The sequence below is a fragment of the Pseudomonas capsici genome, assembly GCF_017165765.1.
Classification (GTDB): domain Bacteria; phylum Pseudomonadota; class Gammaproteobacteria; order Pseudomonadales; family Pseudomonadaceae; genus Aquipseudomonas; species Aquipseudomonas capsici.
Genome location: NZ_JAFGZD010000009.1, coordinates 14,702 through 31,813 on the forward strand (window position 1 = coordinate 14,702; position 17,112 = coordinate 31,813).

Below are 17,112 nucleotides of genomic sequence, written 5' to 3' on the forward strand. Positions count from 1 at the left end.
CGCTCTCGAAAAAACGGGTTTAGAGGAAGAAATCCATGCGCAGGTAGACCGGCGCTTCGCGCTCGATCTGGTCAGCCGGGCGCTCCAGGGAATGCGCAAAGGTCACGCTGAGCGCCACATGCTGGCCACGGGTGAAAGCTTCAAACGAGTTGCTGGACAGGCGACCGTGCGCCTCGCCGTTGTAGCGGTCATTGCGGATCACGCCCTGGTCGTAACCGGCCGCCGCGCCATACTCGCTGAACACCGGACGCAGCCAGTCCAGGGTCACCGGGCGGGTCAGGCGTAACTCGTTGCGCCAGTAACCGCCGCTGTCGCCGGACAGAAACTGGTCCTTGTAACCGCGTACCGAGGAAGATCCGCCAAGGCTCATCCGTTGCGGACTGAACAGGACATCCTCGCTGCGCTGGCCGGTGGCCAGGCTGGTAAAGCTGAAATTCTCGCCCCAGAGCTGAAAGGGCTGCAGGTAGCTCAGAGTGCCGGTGTATTTGCGATAACGGGCATCGGCTTCGCCGGGGCCTGGATGACCATTGTCCTGGGCATCGAAAGCGCCGATGCCCTGCTGCATGCCCAGATCGAGGTTGACGAACGCCGAACCGATCCGCCGCCCATGGTTGATGCCGAACTGGGCTTCGCTCAAGCGATTGCTGCTCAAGGCCAGCTTGCTGTCTTCGATATAATTGTTGGTGCGCAGATAGGCCAGCCCGGTATTGAGCGAAGTCTTGCTCACAGAATCGCGATGGATCACCCGCTCGATGCGTAGCTGGTGATTCTGGCTGTCACCGGTCTGCTTGAAATTGAAGCCGTTGGCCTGGGCCAGCGAGCGATACTCGCTTTCGCTGTAGGTGTAACTGAACGTCCACCAGCCCCACGGCAGGCTGTAGGCCAGCATGTGGTTTCTGGAGGTTTGCTGGTGATCGCTGATGGCATCGTGACCGCCGCGCAGACTCAACTGGTCCGCCAGGCCCAACGGGCTGTCCCATTCCAGACCGGCGTTCCACTGCTGTTTACCCGTGCTACGCTGACCTTCGTTGTTGCGCGACAGGTTCGCTCGCCAGGGTTTCTGCGGGGTGTTATTGACCAGTACATCGCTGCCACCGACGGCTTGGCCCGGTGTCAGCTCCATCTGCGCCTTGTTGGACGGCAGGCGATTGAGCTGATCGACCATCTGCTCGATCTCGCGCAGGTTCAGCACACCGCCTGCACTGCCCGGAAAGGTCATGGCCAGCTCGCGCGGGGTCAGGCCGCTGCCCTCACCGCTGCGCAGGTTTTCCATCTTGCCCTCGACCACGAGAACTTCGAGATGGCCCTTGGACAGATCCTGTTGCGGCAGGTAGGCACGAGTCGTGACCCATCCCTTGTCGATGTAGTGATCGGTGACGGCCTTGAGAACATCGTTGAGCTGGGCAACGCCCAGACACTCCCCCAGAAAGGGCTTGAGCAAGGTTTCGCGCTCACCGGCCGACAATGAATCGGCCCCCTTGAGTTCGATGACGTCAATCCTGAAACAGCGTGTATCGACCGGAGCCTCGGGAGCTTGCGGGGCGGGCTGGGCACCGGGTAAATCCTTGAGCTCTTCCAGACGACGGCGTTGCTCTTCGAGCAGTCGGTCCTGACGGTCGCGGATCAGGTCTTGTTCACCGGGAGTCGGGGCTGCGAGGGAAGCAAGGGGAGTGACAGCGAGGAGGAGAAAAAGAGCTGTCCTTGAGGCGTAGGAGTACACGGTGCGTCCCTGTAATATCATAGTGATATCAAATTCGGCGCGATTGTAGACTGACATCATTATGGCGTCAATTTTCCGTATCAAATATGTATCGACTTTTCTACAGACCCTTTTCGCCCTGCCCGAAGCATCCATTTCCCCGTCATTAATGACGGACGGCCAACAAATACCGCGAACCCCGCCACCCTCCCCGGCTCTACCGAATGCGGGCCTTGCCCGGCACGGAAAAGGACGGAAATCAGCAGTCGTCGAATGGCTCATACGTGCGTCTACCCATTAACGTCACAACGAGGACGAACACATGGCTACCCCACAGGAAAACCTTGTCGATTGGCTGCGTGATGCCCATGCAATGGAGCAGCAGGCGGAAAGGATGCTCACCGCCCAGGCAGAGCGTCTGGAGCATTACCCAAACCTCAAGAGGCGCATCGAGGAACACATCGAAGAGACACGTGGTCAGCAACAACGAATCGGTGAATGCCTTTCCCGGTATGACGAAAGCCCTTCCACCCTGAAGGATCTGACCGGCAAGGTCATGGCGTTCGGCCAGGCAGTAAGTGGTTCGATGATGAGTGATGAGGTCGTGAAAGGTGCGATGTCCGGCTACGTGTTCGAGAACGTGGAAATCGCGGCTTACACGGTGTTGATCGAAGCGGCGAAGGTGGCGCAGGATCCGGAAACCCAAAGGGCCTGCGAGGAAACGCTTCAGCAGGAAGAAGCCATGGCGAAGTGGCTGCTCGAGCACCTTCCCGAAATCACCGCAGCCTTTCTGGCTCGCTCCAGAAACCCCGATCTTGAAGCCAAGAAGTAAAGCCAAGGGCATAGCCGCTCAGGCGGCTATGTCCCTCTCGAACACCGCCCGTTTTTCCTGAAACGCAGCTCATCCGCTCCCTTGAACTATTCATCAGATTCCGCTCATCGCAGTAAACGAATAAACAAAGAATCTTTGCTCTGCAGGCCTTCTCGAAACTTATGTCTGCGCCATTGCCCGCAGTGGCAAACGCGCAAAAACCTGAGTTGAGGAACGCACCATGTTTTTACACAACAAGAGACTTCAGTACACCGTCCGTGTCGCCGAGCCCAATCCCGGCCTTGCCAATCTTCTGCTGGAACAGTTCGGCGGCGCACAGGGCGAACTGGCAGCAGCGACCCGCTACTTCACCCAGGCGCTGGCCGAAGAGGACCCAGGTCGCAAGGACCTGCTGATGGACATTGCCACGGAAGAACTGAGTCACCTTGAGGTCGTCGGCTCGATCATCGTCATGCTCAACCGGGGCGCGAAAGGACAGATGGCCGAAGGCGTGCAAGAAGAAGGGGAGCTGTATCGCAGCATCCATGGCGCAGGTAACGACTCGCACATCACCAGCGTGCTTTATGGTGGCGGTGCTCCGCTGGTCAACTCGGCGGGCGTTCCATGGACATCCGCCTACATCGACACCATCACCGAACCGACCGCCGACTTCCGTTCCAACATTGCTGCCGAGGCACGGGCCAAGATCGTTTACGAGCGGCTGCTGAATGTGGTCGACGATCCAGGCATCAAGGAAGCGCTTGGCTTTCTGATGACCCGCGAGATCGCTCACCAGAAGTCCTTCGAGAAAGCACTGCACTCGATCCAGCCAAATTTCCCGCAGGGCAAACTGCCCGGCATGCCGGAATTCACCCGCACCTACTTCAGCATGTCCAGTGGCGAACCGAACCTTCGCGGGCCATGGAACAGTGATGAAGAGTTCGAGTATGTCGAAAATCCACAACCGGCTGTCGATGGAGGCGATGGCACTGCATCGGTGGCGCTCGATGAAGAGGATGTCCGGACCCTGACCATGATGAAGGAACGCACCAAGTCCGACCCGGATGCCGATCCGCTCACGGCAGCGGAGCTGGGATCGGGTTTCATGTCCGATAAATGACTGCCTGCTGCACAAGGTATTCAGGAGTGCCAGCACTGGCAGCGTTTTAAATGTTCCCTCACAATCTCGCCGTCTCGCCAGACCTGCTTTTGTGGCAGGTCTGGCTACCCCATGAGTTTGAGGAAACCCGGCATGAATGCACTGGAGTGGAACGAAGCCGCCCTGGCGAAATACCTCGCGACCCATCCGACCTTGCAGGATGAAATCAAGAACCTCAGCCCCGAAGAGCAGAAGCAGCAGACACAGTGGGCATTCGAGGATGAAGCCGAGTCTCTGGGTATCGAACCCTGGGAGCTGGCGTTGCAATTGATTGCCGAGTCCCCGGAACAGCTCAAGAGCATGCGCCTTGAAGCCCACGCACAGGTGGCCGAAGCCCTGGGCATGGACTGGGACGAGTATTGCGAACTGAACGAAATCGAACAGTAATCCAGAGCCTGGACAAGGAATAGAAGTGCCATGAACCATTCCTCCGAAGCGGGTGCAGCCGTTTACTCTCCCCTGACCCTGAAACTTTATGACTGGTGGGTTCTGGGGGTTTCCAACCGTTTTGCCTGGCAGTGCTCGACGACGCAAGTGTTGCAACCGTTCTTCAATCGCCATGTCGGCGCACGCCATATGGATGTAGGCGTCGGCACCGGCTATTACCTGGCCAATGCCAATCTGCCCATCAGCACCGAAGTCACCTTGCTGGACCTCAACAGCAGCAGCCTGGAAGCTGCACGCCAGCGCTTCGGGCGGCCGGGTGTCCGGGTGATCCGCCACGATGTGTTCAAGCCGTTCGAACCCGGGCATGAGACAGGTTACGACTCGATCTCGCTGTTCTATCTGCTGCACTGCCTGCCCGGAACCATGAGCGACAAGGCGCAGGTTTTCGCCAACCTCAAGACCCGCCTGAAGGATGACGGTGTACTGTTCGGCGCAACCATTCTGGGCGACGAAGCCGGGCACAACGGGTTTGGCCGCAAGCTGATGGAGGTCTATAACAAGAAAGGCATCTTCGGCAACCGCAGTGACAGCGTCGCCGGCCTGCGTCATGCACTGGCCTTGCATTTCAAGGACGTCACGGTCGAGGTCACGGGAAAAGTGGCACTGTTTACGGCCAGATCGCCTCTTGCATGACGCATTGGCAAGAATACGTTCATGACCGATCAGTCAGCGCTTTACCTGATGGTTTGAGCTGAGTAACGTCTGCGCATCTCAACAAGAAGGAATTGCGCCATGAGTGATCTGATCTCGTACCAGCTTGAAGATGGCATTGCCACGCTGACTCTCAACAACGGCAAGGTCAACGCCATCTCGCCGGATGTGATCGCCGCGTTCAATGCCGCGCTGGATCAGGCCGAGACAGATCGTGCCGTGGTGATCGTCACCGGGCAGCCGGGCATTCTCTCGGGCGGCTATGACCTCAAGGTGATGACTTCCAGCGCCGAGGCCGCCATCGATCTGGTGGCCAAAGGGTCGACACTGGCGCGACGCATGCTGGCTCACCCCTTCCCCATCATTGTTGCCTGCCCGGGTCATGCCGTGGCCAAGGGTGCGTTTCTGCTGCTGTCGGCCGATTACCGGATCGGCGTCGAAGGTCCGTTCAATATCGGCCTCAATGAAGTACAGATTGGCATGACCATGCACCATGTGGGCATTGAGCTGGCGCGTGACCGTCTGCGCAAGTCCGCGTTTCACCGTTCGGTGATCAATGCCGAGATGTTCGACCCGCAAGGCGCGCTGAACGCAGGTTTTCTGGACAAGGTGGTCAGCATCGACGAGTTGCAGGAAACCGCCCGCACAGCGGCCCTGCAATTGAAGAAGATCAATATGAACGCCCACAGAAAAACCAAGCTCAAGGTCAGAAAGGCGCTGCTCGATACATTGGATGCCGCCATAGAACTCGACAAGCAGCATTCGCTCTAAGCCTTGCGCTCGATATCCATGAAGCCCGCCCGTGCGGGCTTTATTGTGTAGAGCCATGAAGCAATCCTTTTTGCATCACAGCCACTCCTTTCAACAAGAAGCGAAACGATATGGGCCGAGTTGTTGCAGCAGCGGTTTACAGCAAAGGCAAGAAAGTCAGCAATATCACCCTTGAAGAAGGCGCAGCCTGGGCAGCCAGACCGGATCATTTTGTCTGGATCGGGCTGGAGCAGCCCACCCCGCAAGAGCTGGAAAGCCTCAAGAAGCAATTCAACCTGCATGAACTGGCTATCGAGGATGCGCTGGAGGTCCATAGCCGCCCCAAACTGGAAACCTTCGGCGATGCGCTGTTTATCGTCACCTACGCGCCAGTGCGGGAAAACGGCAGGCTGCAGTTCATCGAGACCCATATTTTCGCCGGCAAGGGCTACATCATCACCTCGCGCAACGGTCACTCGAAATCCTACGGGATTGTGCGCCAGCGCTGTGAAGCAAGGCCGCTGCTGCTGGAGCACGGCGAAGACTTCGTACTCTACGCCCTGCTGGACTTCGTGACCGAGAGTTATCAGCCGGTGACCGAAGCCATCCATGCCGAACTGGAAGAGCTGGAGCAAAGCGTACTCGGCGGCATCCTGAACGAGTCCTACATCCATCGCATCCACAGCCTGCGCCGCGATCTTCTGCGTCTGAGACGCTATGTATCGCCCATGGTGGAGGTCGGCGAGGAGTTGCAGAAGCTGAGCTTCCCCTTTATCGACAAGAACATGCGCCCGTACTTTCGCGACGTGGAAATTCACGTCAAGCGGCAAATGGAAGACCTGGGCAATCTGCGGGACATCGCCAGCCAGACCATCGAGATCGGCCTGCTGCTGGAGTCTTCGCGGCAAAGCATCGTGCAGCGCAAGTTCGCGGCCTGGGCGGCGATCCTGGCGTTTCCAACCGCTATCGCCGGGATCTACGGGATGAACTTCGAGAACATGCCGGAACTGACCTGGCACTACGGCTACTTCGTGGTGCTGGGGGTGATCGTCGGAGGCTGTACAGCCTTGTTCACCAGCTTCAAGCGCTCGGGCTGGCTGTAACCGGCAAAAGCTCCCGACGCCAGTCAGCGCCGGGAGTTCTCAGGCTTCACGCCACATTCGAGTCCGGCTTGTGCGCTACGAAGCGCGTGATCCATTCCGCTACGGTTGCGCCGTGGTGCTCATGGTCCAGGCTTTCCAGCCCCTTGCGATACACCTGCTCGCCCAGCGTCTGCTGACGCAGGTCCAGCAAGGAGCGGGAAAATTCGTGAATGAATTCGGGGTGTCCCTGGAAGCACAGGACCTGATGATTGATGTGATAAGCCGCGTACTGGCAGAAATCGCTGGAAGCGATCACCGTCGCATTTTCCGGTAATACCGTGACCTGATCCTGATGACTGATCAACAGTGTCAGCTTGTCTACGGCCGGCGTCATCCAGGGTTGCGGGTCGGCCAGTTGGTAATGGTGAATGCCCACTCCCCAACCCTGGCTGGCGCGTTCGGTCTTGCCGCCCAGCAACAGCGCCAGCAACTGGTGCCCGAAACAGATCCCCAGCAGTTTGTCGCCACGCTCATACAATTTGAGCAGGTAAGCCTTGAGCGTCTGAATCCAGGGATCGCTGCCAAACGAATCGGCCTTGCTGCCCGTCACCAGGTAGGCATCGAAACGCTCGTCATCGGGGGGATAGATGCCCTGCACCACGTTGTAGACACTGAGCTGAACGGCAAACGGCTGGCGCGCAAACAGTAACTCGAACATCCGCCCATAACCCTGATATTGCTCAACCAACTCCGGGCGCAGGATGTCGGTTTCCAGAATGCAGATGCGTAACGACATAAAAAAGGACCTGAAACAGTAAAAAGGCAATAGCGCACGGGCAAAGCCTGCCCTGAATGGCACGACCAAAGCAAGAAGCCAGTATCGACATGGCACCCAGATGGTATAGCTCGCAGGACACCCCTCGGCCAGACGAACGGTAGAAGGCTAATGATCTCCCCTCAAAGCCTCTAGCCAAGGCCTGACCATGTTATCAGCAACGTCTAAATAACCTTTAATCAGAAATTATCGAGGTTAAATACCGAACAGTTCTAAGCCAAAGGCAATGCGGCCTCTAAGGTTAAATCTGTAACAGGAAGACGCGATAAAAATACCTTCAGCGTCAGGTCTGCGGCGCTATGGCCGAGACCACCCGTTCATCAGCACCACCTTTGCCAGCTGCCCGATTTCGGACTTGATGAATTCGGTGAGCTTTTGTCGCTCAGGAATAACAACAAAAGGCAGTCAGCCATGTTCAAGCATTCAAAGATACGTCAGGCGGGGCTTATTGTATTTGCAACCACTCTTCTCTTGATCCTGCCCAACCTGAACCGGTTGTTCGGCTGATCGGGCGTGCGCTACCGAAGTGCTCATATCTGTGCCAATCTTCCTGTCAAACGATGGGAGATGGGTTTATGCGTCAATGGATAGCTCTGGGTGTTCTGGCTTGCAGCCTTGCAGTGCAGGCTGGAGAGGTCGAGCAGGCAGCCGCCGTGGCCGCCTTGAAGGAAGGGAAACTGGCAGTGGATGTGCGCAGCCAGACCGAATACGACGCGGGCACCGTTCTCAATGCAGTTCGGGTCGAGGATGCACGCCTGGTCAATCAACTGAAACAGGTGCTCACCGACCGCAACTCTGTATTTGTCATCTTCAGCAGTTCGAACGAAAAGGCGAGCAGAGCCCAGGACAAACTCAGACAAGCCGGTTACTTCAGTGTCATCAACGGCGGCAATTATGAAGAGCTGCATAATGCACTGTATGACATTACCGATGATCCGGCGGAGTAATCCGGGGTGCGTTACTCGTTGATACTGGCAGGTCTTGCACTGCCCTGCCGCTGCACGCGGTCCAACTGAACATCGAACTGGCTGACGGCGTCCATACCTGGGAAACCGGCCAGTTGCTCAATCATCCCGATGTGCAGGATATCCAGATTGCCGATGACGTTTCCTACAAGCAGGCCATGCATTATCGGGCTGTACCGATGGCAAGACTACTGGAGGGCGTCACGGCACAGGATCATCTCCAGATCACCGCGATCGATGGATTTGCCACAGGTTATCTGAAGCGCTACCTGCGCGACCCACAGAGCCTGCGCCATTGGCCACAGGCGAAAATGCCTGCCATCTCGCCGGACATAGTGTCGGATGAAGAGCTGGAGCAGATCATCGCGTATCTGTAGCACATGGCGCAGCGCAGAGTGCACTGAGGCTTTCGCGGTCGGAACCAATCACTCAAAACTTGCTGGCCTGGTCGCCAGCAAGCTGCCTCCCACGGGTTTTGTGACTTACTGGTGCTGCACCTGAACCTGCGTCGAGACGGAAACCTTGGCGTGCATCTGCTCGTAGCCCCCACCCCGTCGCATGCCACGCACCGGGCAGGCATCCAGATAATCCAGACCTACCGCCAGCTTGAGATGACGGGCAGGAATCGCGAGCGTGTTGGTCACGTCGAAGCTGTACCAGCCATCTTCGATCCAGGCTTCGGCCCAGGCATGGCTGGACAGATGATCCTTGTCTTCGCTGTACAGGTAACCGGAGACATAACGCGCCGGCACACCAAGACTGCGGGCACAGGCCAGGAAGGCATGGGTATGGTCCTGGCAGACACCTGAACGACCGGCAAAAGCCTGGGCCGCGCTGGTATCGACCTCCGTCGCTCCCGGTGTATAGACGATGTGCTGATTCAGCGCCTGCATCAGATCGATCAGACCCGTACGGTCGGTACGCTTGCCACTCTCTTTGGCAGCAAATGCCCGCATGGCCTCATCCGCTTCGGTCAGGCGGGTAAAGCGCAGGAATGGCAGCGCCGACTGGCTTTCATGTTCGGCCTCACGGGTTTCGTCGATTTCCACCTGCCCGCGGGCACCGATGATGATCGACTCATGGGGCTCGTCCAGAGTCAGCACATGCAGGATGTTTCCGAACGGGTCGATCTGCGCACGCACCGGGCGCGGCAGGTTCAATTGCCAGCTCAGGATCTGTTGGCGCTCGCTGTCATGGGGCGTCAGGCGCAGATACTGGATGCTGGCCCGAACCTGATCATCGTAGTGATAGGTGGTCTCGTGGCTAATGGAAAGTCTCATGCAGCCTCCAGGTATGAAGTGTGGATGGCATCACCCAGTTGGGCGACCAGAGGAATGAACTCGTTCAACCACTCATGCAGGCCTTCGCCCAGGATCTCGTCGATGCTGGTATAGCGCAGGCGTGCGTCCATTTCTGCGGCCATGCGCTGCGCCGGACGGCCATTGGTTCCCGGCAGACTGGACAGAATCTGGTCCAGTGCTTCCAGACAGGCACGCAAAGAGCGCGGGATATCGGCGCGCAGCAGCAACAGCTCGGCGACGTGACGCGCCCCCGGTGCCTCCCGGTACAGTTCGGTATACGCCTCGAAGGACGACAAGGCGCGCAGCAAGGCGCTCCACTGGTAGTAACCGGCGGCCGAGTTGTCAGCCGCTGCGTTGGCCTGCGGACCGCGCAACTCCAGCATTTCGTAGCGGGCGTCGAGCATGCGCAAGGTGTTGTCGGCACGCTCGATGAAGGTGCCCAGGCGAATGAAGCGGAACGCATCGTTACGCATGATGGTGCCGTAGGTCGCGCCCCGGAACAGATGGGAGCGTTCTTTCACCCATTCGCAGAAATGGCTCATGCCATAGCGCGCCAATCCTTGCTCGGCGATCCCGCGAATCTCCAGCCAGGTGGAGTTGATGTTTTCCCACATGTCAGCGGTAATCCGCCCGCGCACCGCATGGGCACTGGCCCGTGCTGCACCAAGACAGCTGTAGATGCTGGCCGGGTTGCTGGCATCCAGGGCAAAGAAATGCAGCATGCGTTCGGCATGCAGTGCGCCATGACGCTCCACATAGGCGTCCAGGGTTCCGGTGATCAGCAGGGGCATGGCAATTTCATCCAGCCCGCCGCGCCCGTCCTGGGGCATCAATGACAGCGAGTAACTCACGTCCATCATTCGGGCGAGGTTCTCCGCTCGCTCCAGGTAACGCGACATCCAGAAAAGATCCGAGGCAGTTCTACTTAGCATTGGCAGTCATCCTTAATCCTCGACGACCCAGGTGTCCTTGGTTCCACCACCCTGCGACGAGTTCACCACCAGCGAGCCTTCACGCAACGCTACTCGGGTGAGCCCGCCAGGCACGACGCGGGTTTCGCGGCCGGAAAGGACAAATGGGCGCAAGTCGATATGTCGCGGGGCGATACCGTTCTCGACGAAGGTCGGACAGGTCGACAGGGACAAGGTCGGTTGGGCGATATAAGCGTGTGGCTTGGCTTTGAGACGGGCACGGAAGGCTTCGATTTCCGCAGCGGTTGCCGCCGGACCGACCAGCATCCCGTAACCGCCGGAACCCTGGGTTTCCTTGACCACCAGATCACCCAGATTGGCCAGCACATGGGACAGCTCTTCGGGCTTGCGGCACTGCCAGGTCGGCACGTTCTTGAGGATCGGTTCTTCATCCAGATAGAAACGAATCATGTCCGTCACATAGGGATAGATCGACTTGTCGTCCGCCACTCCGGTACCGATGGCATTGGCAAGGACCACATTGCCGGAACGGTAGGCCGACAGCAGTCCCGGCACACCGAGCATCGAATCCGGGTTGAAGGCCAGCGGATCCAGGAAAGCATCGTCCAGACGGCGATAGATCACATCCACGGCTTTAGGGCCGTCGGTGGTGCGCATGAAAACGCGGTCATCGCGCACGAAAAGATCCGCCCCTTCCACCAGCTCGACACCCATCTCACGCGCCAGAAAGGCGTGCTCGAAAAATGCGCTGTTGAAACGCCCCGGTGTCAGGACCACCACACTCGGATTATCCAGATGACTCGAACTCTTGAGCGTATCGAGCAACAGGTTCGGGTAATGATCGATAGGCGCGATGCGTTGCGCGGCGAACAGCTCCGGGAACAGGCGCATCATCATCTTGCGATCTTCGAGCATGTAACTCACGCCGCTCGGGGTACGCAGGTTGTCTTCAAGCACGTAATAAGTGCCATCGCCGTCGCGTACCAGATCGACACCCGAGATATGGGAATAGAGATCGCGATGCAGATTCAGGCCTTGCATTGCCAACTGATACTGCTCGTTGGCCAGGACCTGTTCGGCGGGAATGATTCCCGCCTTGATGATCCGTTGATCGTGGTACAGATCCGCGAGAAACATATTCAGCGCCTTGACACGCTGAATGCAGCCGCGCTCCACAACCCGCCATTCACTGGCCGGAATGCTGCGCGGAATCGTATCGAAGGGGATCAGCCTTTCGGTCCCCTGCTCGTCACCATAGAGCGTGAACGTGATCCCGGCGCGATGAAACAACAGATCGGCTTCACGTCGACGCTGAGCCAGAAGCTCAGGAGGCGTGTCACCCAACCAGCGGGCAAATTCCCGGTAATGCGGGCGGACCTGGCCGCCAGCGTCGTACATCTCGTCATAAAAGGTGCGGATCATGCCGTACTCCTTGTCACCATGGACATACAGACCTTCGCAAGGCCCGTGCCATCGGCATAAACGCTTTGATATCAATGATTTACGCAAACAACGGCCATTCAGCGCACCATTCCTGTGCAATAACTGCCCCAACCATTTCTCCTACGCTTCATTCGGAAGCGTCAGGCAATAGCGAAATCTATGATCAGCATAGTCAGTGTTGATTTCATGGAGGGATATTAGTTCGCCATAATCACCGGCAACCGAGCAAACAAAGGCCCGACTGCCTGTTTCGGATTTTTTTCTGGAATCTGCGCCATGGCGCTTTTCTCACCGAACTTCCCTTCAAGCCACTCCGTCGAGTGGCTTTTTTTTGCCCACGGCACCGGGCAGTCCCTTTCTTTCGGTCAAAAAAAACCGGCCAATTGCACTCTCTGCAATTGGCCGGTCGCGTTATCTACGGGTGTTTCATGCGTGCAGTCTTCTGATCTCCGCTGTGACTCCCCATCCTTCAACCTCACCATCCATCGGTGAGATCACGCTCTGGAAGTCCTGTTCGAAGTCGCCGATGCCGTCATAGGTGGCATACATCACCTTGCTCAATTGCAAGTGCCATGCACCGTCGTCACGCACCTTGATCTGGGTATTGATGGATTCACCACGAAATTGTCCAGCAGCCTGCCGCGCCCGCTCCTCATCCGGGAAGACAGCATAGAACTCGATGGGGTAAGTACGGGCAAAATCAAAACCGCCTTCTTTCATGCGGCGCAGTACGTTACTGCTGATGTCCTCTTGATAGGCTGTGCTCATGAAACGTCCTCCTATGCAACGATAGATAGAGTTTCAACTCTTCCAGAACGAACACCTGGCTGGTGATCGTCACACGACAGTTAATCCGCAGTGGGGAATCAAGCATGAAGCTGACCAGACCGGATCTGTAGCAACCCGGTTTCGACATTGGGAGGCCGATGTATCAGCCTCGGTTGCAGAGTAGACCCAACTCGGGTCCGCTGCCAAGTCCCTGACAAAACAAGTCCTTGCAGGTGCAAATGAGTCATATTACTTCTGTAATGGAAATGATCTGCACGCTGTTGTGGTTCTTGAGGGTTTTGACGGTCGGCTCCTCTGTACGTCCCTCAAGGTCGTTGAGATCCAGCTCATCCGTGACCGGAAACAGAATCGGACGCAGCAGGCGCGCCGCGACTTCCTCGCTTGGGCGTTCCTGTGAATCAATATAATGGCGCTGTTGCACGCCATCCTTATCGAGATACGAAATGGCCCACTGTTTCATCAATACCTCCCGAATCAAGCCAGAACGCTGGCTTACATGATCTGGACCTTTTTACGGCGGTATTCGTTCAAGAAAAATGCAGGCAAAAAGAAAGGCCCTCGCAACAGATGCAGAGGGCCTTTCCCGGTATAGCCAGCGGGATCAGTTACGGTTCTTGCTGGCCTCTACACCGGCTGTGTTATCCAGCAGGCTCTTGGTGGCAGTCTGCAGGAAGCTTTCCAGCTTCTGCTTGAGCTCGGCCGTATCCGGAGCATCGGGAACCACTTCGGCATGCGGATTGGCACCCAGGGTATAGGTCATGACCTTGGCAGGCATTTCAGTAGGTTCGATCAGGATACGGTTGCCATGGATAATGGCCACCACCTGCTCGCTGCCCGACGGTTTGATCACACCAAAGCCCTTGTCGCCTTCAGGCAGGTTCAGCAGATCGCGTCCCCAGCACTGGTTACGGGTCTGACCACCCAGACGGCCCATGATGGTCGGTACCACATCGACCTGGGTCCCCACGATGCTGCTGCGCTGGCCGAACTTTTCCTGCACGCCCGGCCCGATCAGCAGCAATGGCACGTTGAAACGGCCCAGGTCCATTTCGGTCAGTTGCATCTTGTTGCCAAAACCATGGTCACCCAGCACGACGAACAAGGTGTTCTTGTAGTAAGGCTCTTTCTTGGCCTTCTCGAAGAATTGTCCCAGTGCCCAGTCGGAGTAACGCATGGCGGTCAAATGCTCATCCAGCGAACCATGCCCTGTAACGCGCTCCACCGGCAGGTTTTCCGGCAAGGCATAAGGCGTGTGGTTGGACAGGGTCTGCAGCAAGGCATAGAACGGCTTGCCGTTCTGCCGGGCTTTCAGTTCCTCGGCACCACGGTCGAACATGTCCTGGTCGGAAACACCCCATGTAGGGTCGGAGAACACCGGGTTGACGAAGTCTTCACGACCGACAAAGTTGGTCATGCCCTGGTTGCTGAAGAAACCCGACTGGTTGTCCCAGGCAAAGTTGCCGTTGTAGACATAGACATCGTCGTAATTGCGCCCGGCGCTGAGCAGTTGCGGCAGACCCGACAGCTTGTGGCTGCCTTCGGGAGTCTGCATCAGGTACTCGAAGCCCGGCAGGTTCGGGAAGCACGCCATGGTGGCGAACATGCCCTGATGGGTGTGGGTACCGTTGGAGAAGAAGTGGTCGAACAGCAGACCTTCCTTGGACAATTTGTCGAAGTAAGGGGTGATGTTAGCCTTATCGCCCAGAGCGCCGACCGAGTGGCCAGCGAAGCTTTCCATCAGGATGACCACCACGTTGCGGATAGGCAGCGTGTTTTCCACAGGCGGCGTGAAGTCACGGCGTACTGCCGCGATATTCGGATCGATCAACCGGTCATGGCTGGTCAGCAGCATGTCGCGAACGACCTGCTGCGCCTCAGGCTGAGGCAAGGTGGCTTTCCAGATATTGTCGCGGTCTTCGGACATGCGGCTCTTCGCAGCCGTAATCAGCGTCAGTGTGCCGTTGAGGCCCAGCTGGTTGGCGAAGTTCGACTCAGTGGTGTAGGCATCGCCCCAACGCAGCGGCGGGCCCTGACGCAAGGTGCCACGAGCGGAAATGACCGCGATGACCAGCACGACGAAGAACACGCCGACACGCATGTACCAGGGCGCAATCGCACGATTGCTGCCACTGCCGACACTGAATTCGCGACGCGGACGAGTCACGCGATCGATGCCCTTGAACACCAGGCTCAACAACCAGGTGACCAGCGCCCACGCCAGCAGATAACGAACCACCGGGAAACCGTACCAGAGCATGCTCAGAACGGTCTTCGGATCTTCCTTCACGTACTGGAACACCAGACCGTTCAGGCGCTGGTGGAACTCGCGATAGAAGTCCATTTCCATCAGGCCGAGGAACAGCGTGATGCTGCCGACCAGGGTCAGCCAGAACCGGAAGAAACCCCGTGCAGCCATGGCCCGGACACTGAACAGCGACAGCATCAGAGGAATGAGCAGGTAGATCGTCAGACGCAGGTCGAAACGCATGCCGTTGAACAAGGCTTCGATAAAGGTCGACGCTGGCGTCTCGCCAATCATTTCACGGTTGTAGACCAGCAAGCCGATACGCAGCAGGGTGTACATCACCATCAGGGTCAGGCCGCTGAGCAGGATGTAGGCCAGATGTGATTTGACGGTTGGGTGTTGCAAACGGGACAAAGCTTGCCGATGAATCTGGGCGTCCGTGTTAGCCATTTTTGTCAGGATCCGGTGGATTCAGGAGTTGAGTCGGATATGCGAAACCTGCCGACCTGAAACAGGCGGGCAGCGCATGGGGGGCAGATATTACGTGATTGCCGTGTTTTTAGCGCTTGTCAGGGCGAGGCCCGGAATAATCGCGCGCCATTTTCGACAAATGGGTGTGAAAAAATTGTTGTACGGCACTGACAAGCGCCAGACACCGTACCGTAATGGCTGACACACAGGCATGACCTTTGAAGGATTCAGGTCATGCCCGGGGCAGAAAAACCTCAATCGTTGCTGGGTTTGCTCACAGCCTGCAGCACGTATTGCGGCAAGGCGAACGCGCCGATGTGGATTTCCGGGTTGTAATAACGGGTAACAATACCGCTGCCGACAAAGCGCTGACGCAGGGTTTCCAGTGGCAGCTTGCGATAGGTGGTATTGGTAGAGCCCCAGGCGAAAGTCATCGCACCACCGATGTAAGTGGGGATTGCCGCCTGATAGAAATGCCAGTCCGCGAACAGGCCGTTCATGCGGCCAGCCGTGGTCTGAACACCGCTCAACTGCATGAAAGGCGTACCGTTCTGAGTGACCAGGATGCCGTTTTCGTTCAGGCAACGATGACAGGCCTGATAGAAGTTTTCCGAGAACAGCACTTCACCCGGCCCGATCGGGTCGGTGGAATCGGAAATGATCACGTCGAACTTCTCTTCGGTGGTCGCGACGAAACGCATGCCGTCATCGATCACCAGGTTCAGGCGCGAGTCCTCGAAGGCACCGCTGGAGTGATTGGGCAGGAATTCCTTGCACATTTCCACGACCGTGGCGTCGATCTCGACCATGGTGATGTGCTCGACACTCATGTGCTTGGCAACTTCGCGCAGCATGCCACCATCGCCGCCACCGATGATCAGCACGCGCTTGGCAGCGCCATGAGCCAGGATCGGCACATGGGTCAGCATCTCGTGGTAGATGAATTCATCGGCTTCGGTGGTCTGGATCACGCCATCCAGCGCCATTACCCGCCCCATGCGCGGGTTCTGGAAAATCACCAGATGCTGATGTTCGGTACGGACTTCGTGCAGCATTTTTTCCATACGAAAGCGTTGGCCATAACCTTCGTACAACGTTTCCTGATAATCGCTCATGGGTAAGCTCCCGCTAAAGACTTGATGACAGGACGGCCGACCGCCCACAAGAAAGGCGCGCATTCTACGTTGCGAAAGATGACAGGTCGAACCTCATCACTGCATGACCGCACACTTGATGATCCCGTCGCGGCCAGGGTCCGTCCCACAGCAGATAAAAACGGCCATCTCAGATACGGACATTGCCACGTGGCCCGGCAATCGCCCAGATAATCAGGCCCAATACCGGCAGCAACAGAATCAGCAGTATCCAGAGAATTTTCGCCCCGGTGCTGGCGCCACTCTTCAGTACGTTGATGATGGCCCAGATATCCAGAGCAAGAATGATCAAGCCGATCAGGCTATTGAAAGTGGAGCCCATGATGTTGTTCTCGATTGAGTAATGATGGAATAGAGAATAGTCAGCTTCATTGAACC

Annotated in this window: 19 protein-coding genes; 8 read left to right on the forward strand and 11 right to left on the reverse strand. The window is 57.3% G+C overall.

The annotated features are described in order from the left end of the window. Positions 1-19 precede the first annotated feature (19 nt). A complete protein-coding gene (locus tag JSY17_RS14085) occupies positions 20-1,720 on the reverse strand; it encodes a ShlB/FhaC/HecB family hemolysin secretion/activation protein (protein ID WP_117183550.1) in 1,701 nt (566 codons plus the stop codon). A gap of 301 nt (positions 1,721-2,021) precedes the next feature. Here JSY17_RS14085 and JSY17_RS14090 point away from each other — a divergent pair, with 301 nt between their 5' ends. From JSY17_RS14090 to JSY17_RS14115, 6 genes are all read left to right on the forward strand, one after another. Beyond that, positions 2,022-2,531: a ferritin-like domain-containing protein gene (locus tag JSY17_RS14090; RefSeq protein ID WP_206402145.1), complete on the forward strand. Its 510-nt coding sequence runs from the start codon at positions 2,022-2,024 to the stop codon at positions 2,529-2,531. A 220-nt stretch (positions 2,532-2,751) separates the two neighbouring features. Further along, entirely contained in the window at positions 2,752-3,630 is an 879-nt protein-coding gene (locus tag JSY17_RS14095) for a manganese catalase family protein (RefSeq protein WP_200979095.1), read from the forward strand. A 132-nt stretch (positions 3,631-3,762) separates the two neighbouring features. After that, positions 3,763-4,056 carry a DUF6388 family protein gene (locus tag JSY17_RS14100; RefSeq protein ID WP_117183545.1) on the forward strand — a complete coding sequence of 98 codons (294 nt, stop codon included), beginning with the start codon at positions 3,763-3,765 and terminating at the stop codon, positions 4,054-4,056. Between the two features lie 30 nt (positions 4,057-4,086). Beyond that, positions 4,087-4,749: a class I SAM-dependent methyltransferase gene (locus JSY17_RS14105; RefSeq protein ID WP_206402146.1), complete on the forward strand. Its 663-nt coding sequence runs from the start codon at positions 4,087-4,089 to the stop codon at positions 4,747-4,749. Positions 4,750-4,848: 99 nt separating this feature from the next. Then, positions 4,849-5,538 (forward strand): crotonase/enoyl-CoA hydratase family protein, encoded by a 690-nt coding sequence (locus JSY17_RS14110; protein WP_117183543.1) that lies wholly within the window; start codon positions 4,849-4,851, stop codon positions 5,536-5,538. Positions 5,539-5,648: 110 nt separating this feature from the next. Continuing rightward, on the forward strand, positions 5,649-6,620 hold the full coding sequence (locus JSY17_RS14115; protein WP_117183542.1) for a magnesium and cobalt transport protein CorA: 972 nt from the start codon (positions 5,649-5,651) through the stop codon (positions 6,618-6,620). 46 nt (positions 6,621-6,666) lie between these two features. On the opposite strand, the gene JSY17_RS14120 is transcribed toward JSY17_RS14115, so the two are convergent. Further along, positions 6,667-7,395, reverse strand: a complete 729-nt coding sequence (locus JSY17_RS14120) for an amidotransferase (protein ID WP_117183541.1) — start codon at positions 7,393-7,395, stop codon at positions 6,667-6,669. A 614-nt stretch (positions 7,396-8,009) separates the two neighbouring features. Here JSY17_RS14120 and JSY17_RS14125 point away from each other — a divergent pair. Continuing rightward, entirely contained in the window at positions 8,010-8,381 is a 372-nt protein-coding gene (locus JSY17_RS14125) for a rhodanese-like domain-containing protein (protein ID WP_117186281.1), read from the forward strand. An 11-nt stretch (positions 8,382-8,392) separates the two neighbouring features. On the opposite strand, the gene JSY17_RS26030 is transcribed toward JSY17_RS14125, so the two are convergent. Continuing rightward, entirely contained in the window at positions 8,393-8,563 is a 171-nt protein-coding gene (locus tag JSY17_RS26030) for a hypothetical protein (protein WP_404823341.1), read from the reverse strand. 15 nt (positions 8,564-8,578) lie between these two features. On the opposite strand from JSY17_RS26030, the gene JSY17_RS26035 reads away from it, so the two are divergent. Next, the gene (locus JSY17_RS26035) at positions 8,579-8,776 is read left to right on the forward strand and encodes a hypothetical protein (protein ID WP_404823342.1); all 198 of its coding nucleotides are present in this window, start codon (positions 8,579-8,581) and stop codon (positions 8,774-8,776) included. A 105-nt stretch (positions 8,777-8,881) separates the two neighbouring features. Here the strand turns inward: JSY17_RS26035 and JSY17_RS14135 are convergent, their stop codons facing one another. The 8 genes from JSY17_RS14135 to JSY17_RS14170 form a co-directional block, all read right to left on the reverse strand. Then, positions 8,882-9,679 (reverse strand): transglutaminase family protein, encoded by a 798-nt coding sequence (locus JSY17_RS14135; RefSeq protein WP_117183538.1) that lies wholly within the window; start codon positions 9,677-9,679, stop codon positions 8,882-8,884. Next, a complete protein-coding gene (locus JSY17_RS14140) occupies positions 9,676-10,632 on the reverse strand; it encodes an alpha-E domain-containing protein (protein ID WP_117183537.1) in 957 nt (318 codons plus the stop codon). The genes JSY17_RS14135 and JSY17_RS14140 overlap by 4 nt, the downstream gene beginning before the upstream one ends. Positions 10,633-10,644: 12 nt before the next feature. Further along, a complete protein-coding gene (locus JSY17_RS14145) occupies positions 10,645-12,054 on the reverse strand; it encodes a circularly permuted type 2 ATP-grasp protein (protein WP_122370981.1) in 1,410 nt (469 codons plus the stop codon). A 447-nt stretch (positions 12,055-12,501) separates the two neighbouring features. After that, positions 12,502-12,843, reverse strand: coding sequence for a ribonuclease E inhibitor RraB (locus JSY17_RS14150; RefSeq protein ID WP_117167805.1), 342 nt, complete (start codon positions 12,841-12,843; stop codon positions 12,502-12,504). 244 nt (positions 12,844-13,087) lie between these two features. Beyond that, entirely contained in the window at positions 13,088-13,324 is a 237-nt protein-coding gene (locus JSY17_RS14155; RefSeq protein WP_117167806.1) for a hypothetical protein, read from the reverse strand. Between the two features lie 141 nt (positions 13,325-13,465). Next, positions 13,466-15,559, reverse strand: coding sequence for an LTA synthase family protein (locus tag JSY17_RS14160; protein ID WP_117183534.1), 2,094 nt, complete (start codon positions 15,557-15,559; stop codon positions 13,466-13,468). Positions 15,560-15,834: 275 nt separating this feature from the next. Next, complete coding sequence (speE, locus tag JSY17_RS14165) at positions 15,835-16,695, reverse strand: polyamine aminopropyltransferase (protein ID WP_117183533.1); 861 nt, start codon at positions 16,693-16,695, stop codon at positions 15,835-15,837. Between the two features lie 169 nt (positions 16,696-16,864). Further along, the gene (locus JSY17_RS14170; protein WP_117167809.1) at positions 16,865-17,056 is read right to left on the reverse strand and encodes a PLDc N-terminal domain-containing protein; all 192 of its coding nucleotides are present in this window, start codon (positions 17,054-17,056) and stop codon (positions 16,865-16,867) included. Positions 17,057-17,112: the final 56 nt, after the last annotated feature.

Bases quoted from the DNA above. Each gene is read 5' to 3' on its own strand.
- JSY17_RS26035 (WP_404823342.1), top strand. From the start codon at position 8,579: ATGGCAAGACTACTGGAGGGCGTCACGGCACAGGATCATCTCCAGATC.
- JSY17_RS14155 (WP_117167806.1), bottom strand. From the start codon at position 13,324: ATGAAACAGTGGGCCATTTCGTATCTCGATAAGGATGGCGTGCAACAG.
- speE (WP_117183533.1), bottom strand. From the start codon at position 16,695: ATGAGCGATTATCAGGAAACGTTGTACGAAGGTTATGGCCAACGCTTT.
- JSY17_RS14135 (WP_117183538.1), bottom strand. From the start codon at position 9,679: ATGAGACTTTCCATTAGCCACGAGACCACCTATCACTACGATGATCAG.
- JSY17_RS14115 (WP_117183542.1), top strand. From the start codon at position 5,649: ATGGGCCGAGTTGTTGCAGCAGCGGTTTACAGCAAAGGCAAGAAAGTC.
- JSY17_RS14150 (WP_117167805.1), bottom strand. From the start codon at position 12,843: ATGAGCACAGCCTATCAAGAGGACATCAGCAGTAACGTACTGCGCCGC.
- JSY17_RS14095 (WP_200979095.1), top strand. From the start codon at position 2,752: ATGTTTTTACACAACAAGAGACTTCAGTACACCGTCCGTGTCGCCGAG.
- JSY17_RS14170 (WP_117167809.1), bottom strand. From the start codon at position 17,056: ATGGGCTCCACTTTCAATAGCCTGATCGGCTTGATCATTCTTGCTCTG.
- JSY17_RS14145 (WP_122370981.1), bottom strand. From the start codon at position 12,054: ATGATCCGCACCTTTTATGACGAGATGTACGACGCTGGCGGCCAGGTC.
- JSY17_RS14090 (WP_206402145.1), top strand. From the start codon at position 2,022: ATGGCTACCCCACAGGAAAACCTTGTCGATTGGCTGCGTGATGCCCAT.
- JSY17_RS14140 (WP_117183537.1), bottom strand. From the start codon at position 10,632: ATGCTAAGTAGAACTGCCTCGGATCTTTTCTGGATGTCGCGTTACCTG.
- JSY17_RS26030 (WP_404823341.1), bottom strand. From the start codon at position 8,563: ATGCATGGCCTGCTTGTAGGAAACGTCATCGGCAATCTGGATATCCTG.
- JSY17_RS14120 (WP_117183541.1), bottom strand. From the start codon at position 7,395: ATGTCGTTACGCATCTGCATTCTGGAAACCGACATCCTGCGCCCGGAG.
- JSY17_RS14160 (WP_117183534.1), bottom strand. From the start codon at position 15,559: ATGGCTAACACGGACGCCCAGATTCATCGGCAAGCTTTGTCCCGTTTG.
- JSY17_RS14110 (WP_117183543.1), top strand. From the start codon at position 4,849: ATGAGTGATCTGATCTCGTACCAGCTTGAAGATGGCATTGCCACGCTG.
- JSY17_RS14100 (WP_117183545.1), top strand. From the start codon at position 3,763: ATGAATGCACTGGAGTGGAACGAAGCCGCCCTGGCGAAATACCTCGCG.
- JSY17_RS14125 (WP_117186281.1), top strand. From the start codon at position 8,010: ATGCGTCAATGGATAGCTCTGGGTGTTCTGGCTTGCAGCCTTGCAGTG.
- JSY17_RS14105 (WP_206402146.1), top strand. From the start codon at position 4,087: ATGAACCATTCCTCCGAAGCGGGTGCAGCCGTTTACTCTCCCCTGACC.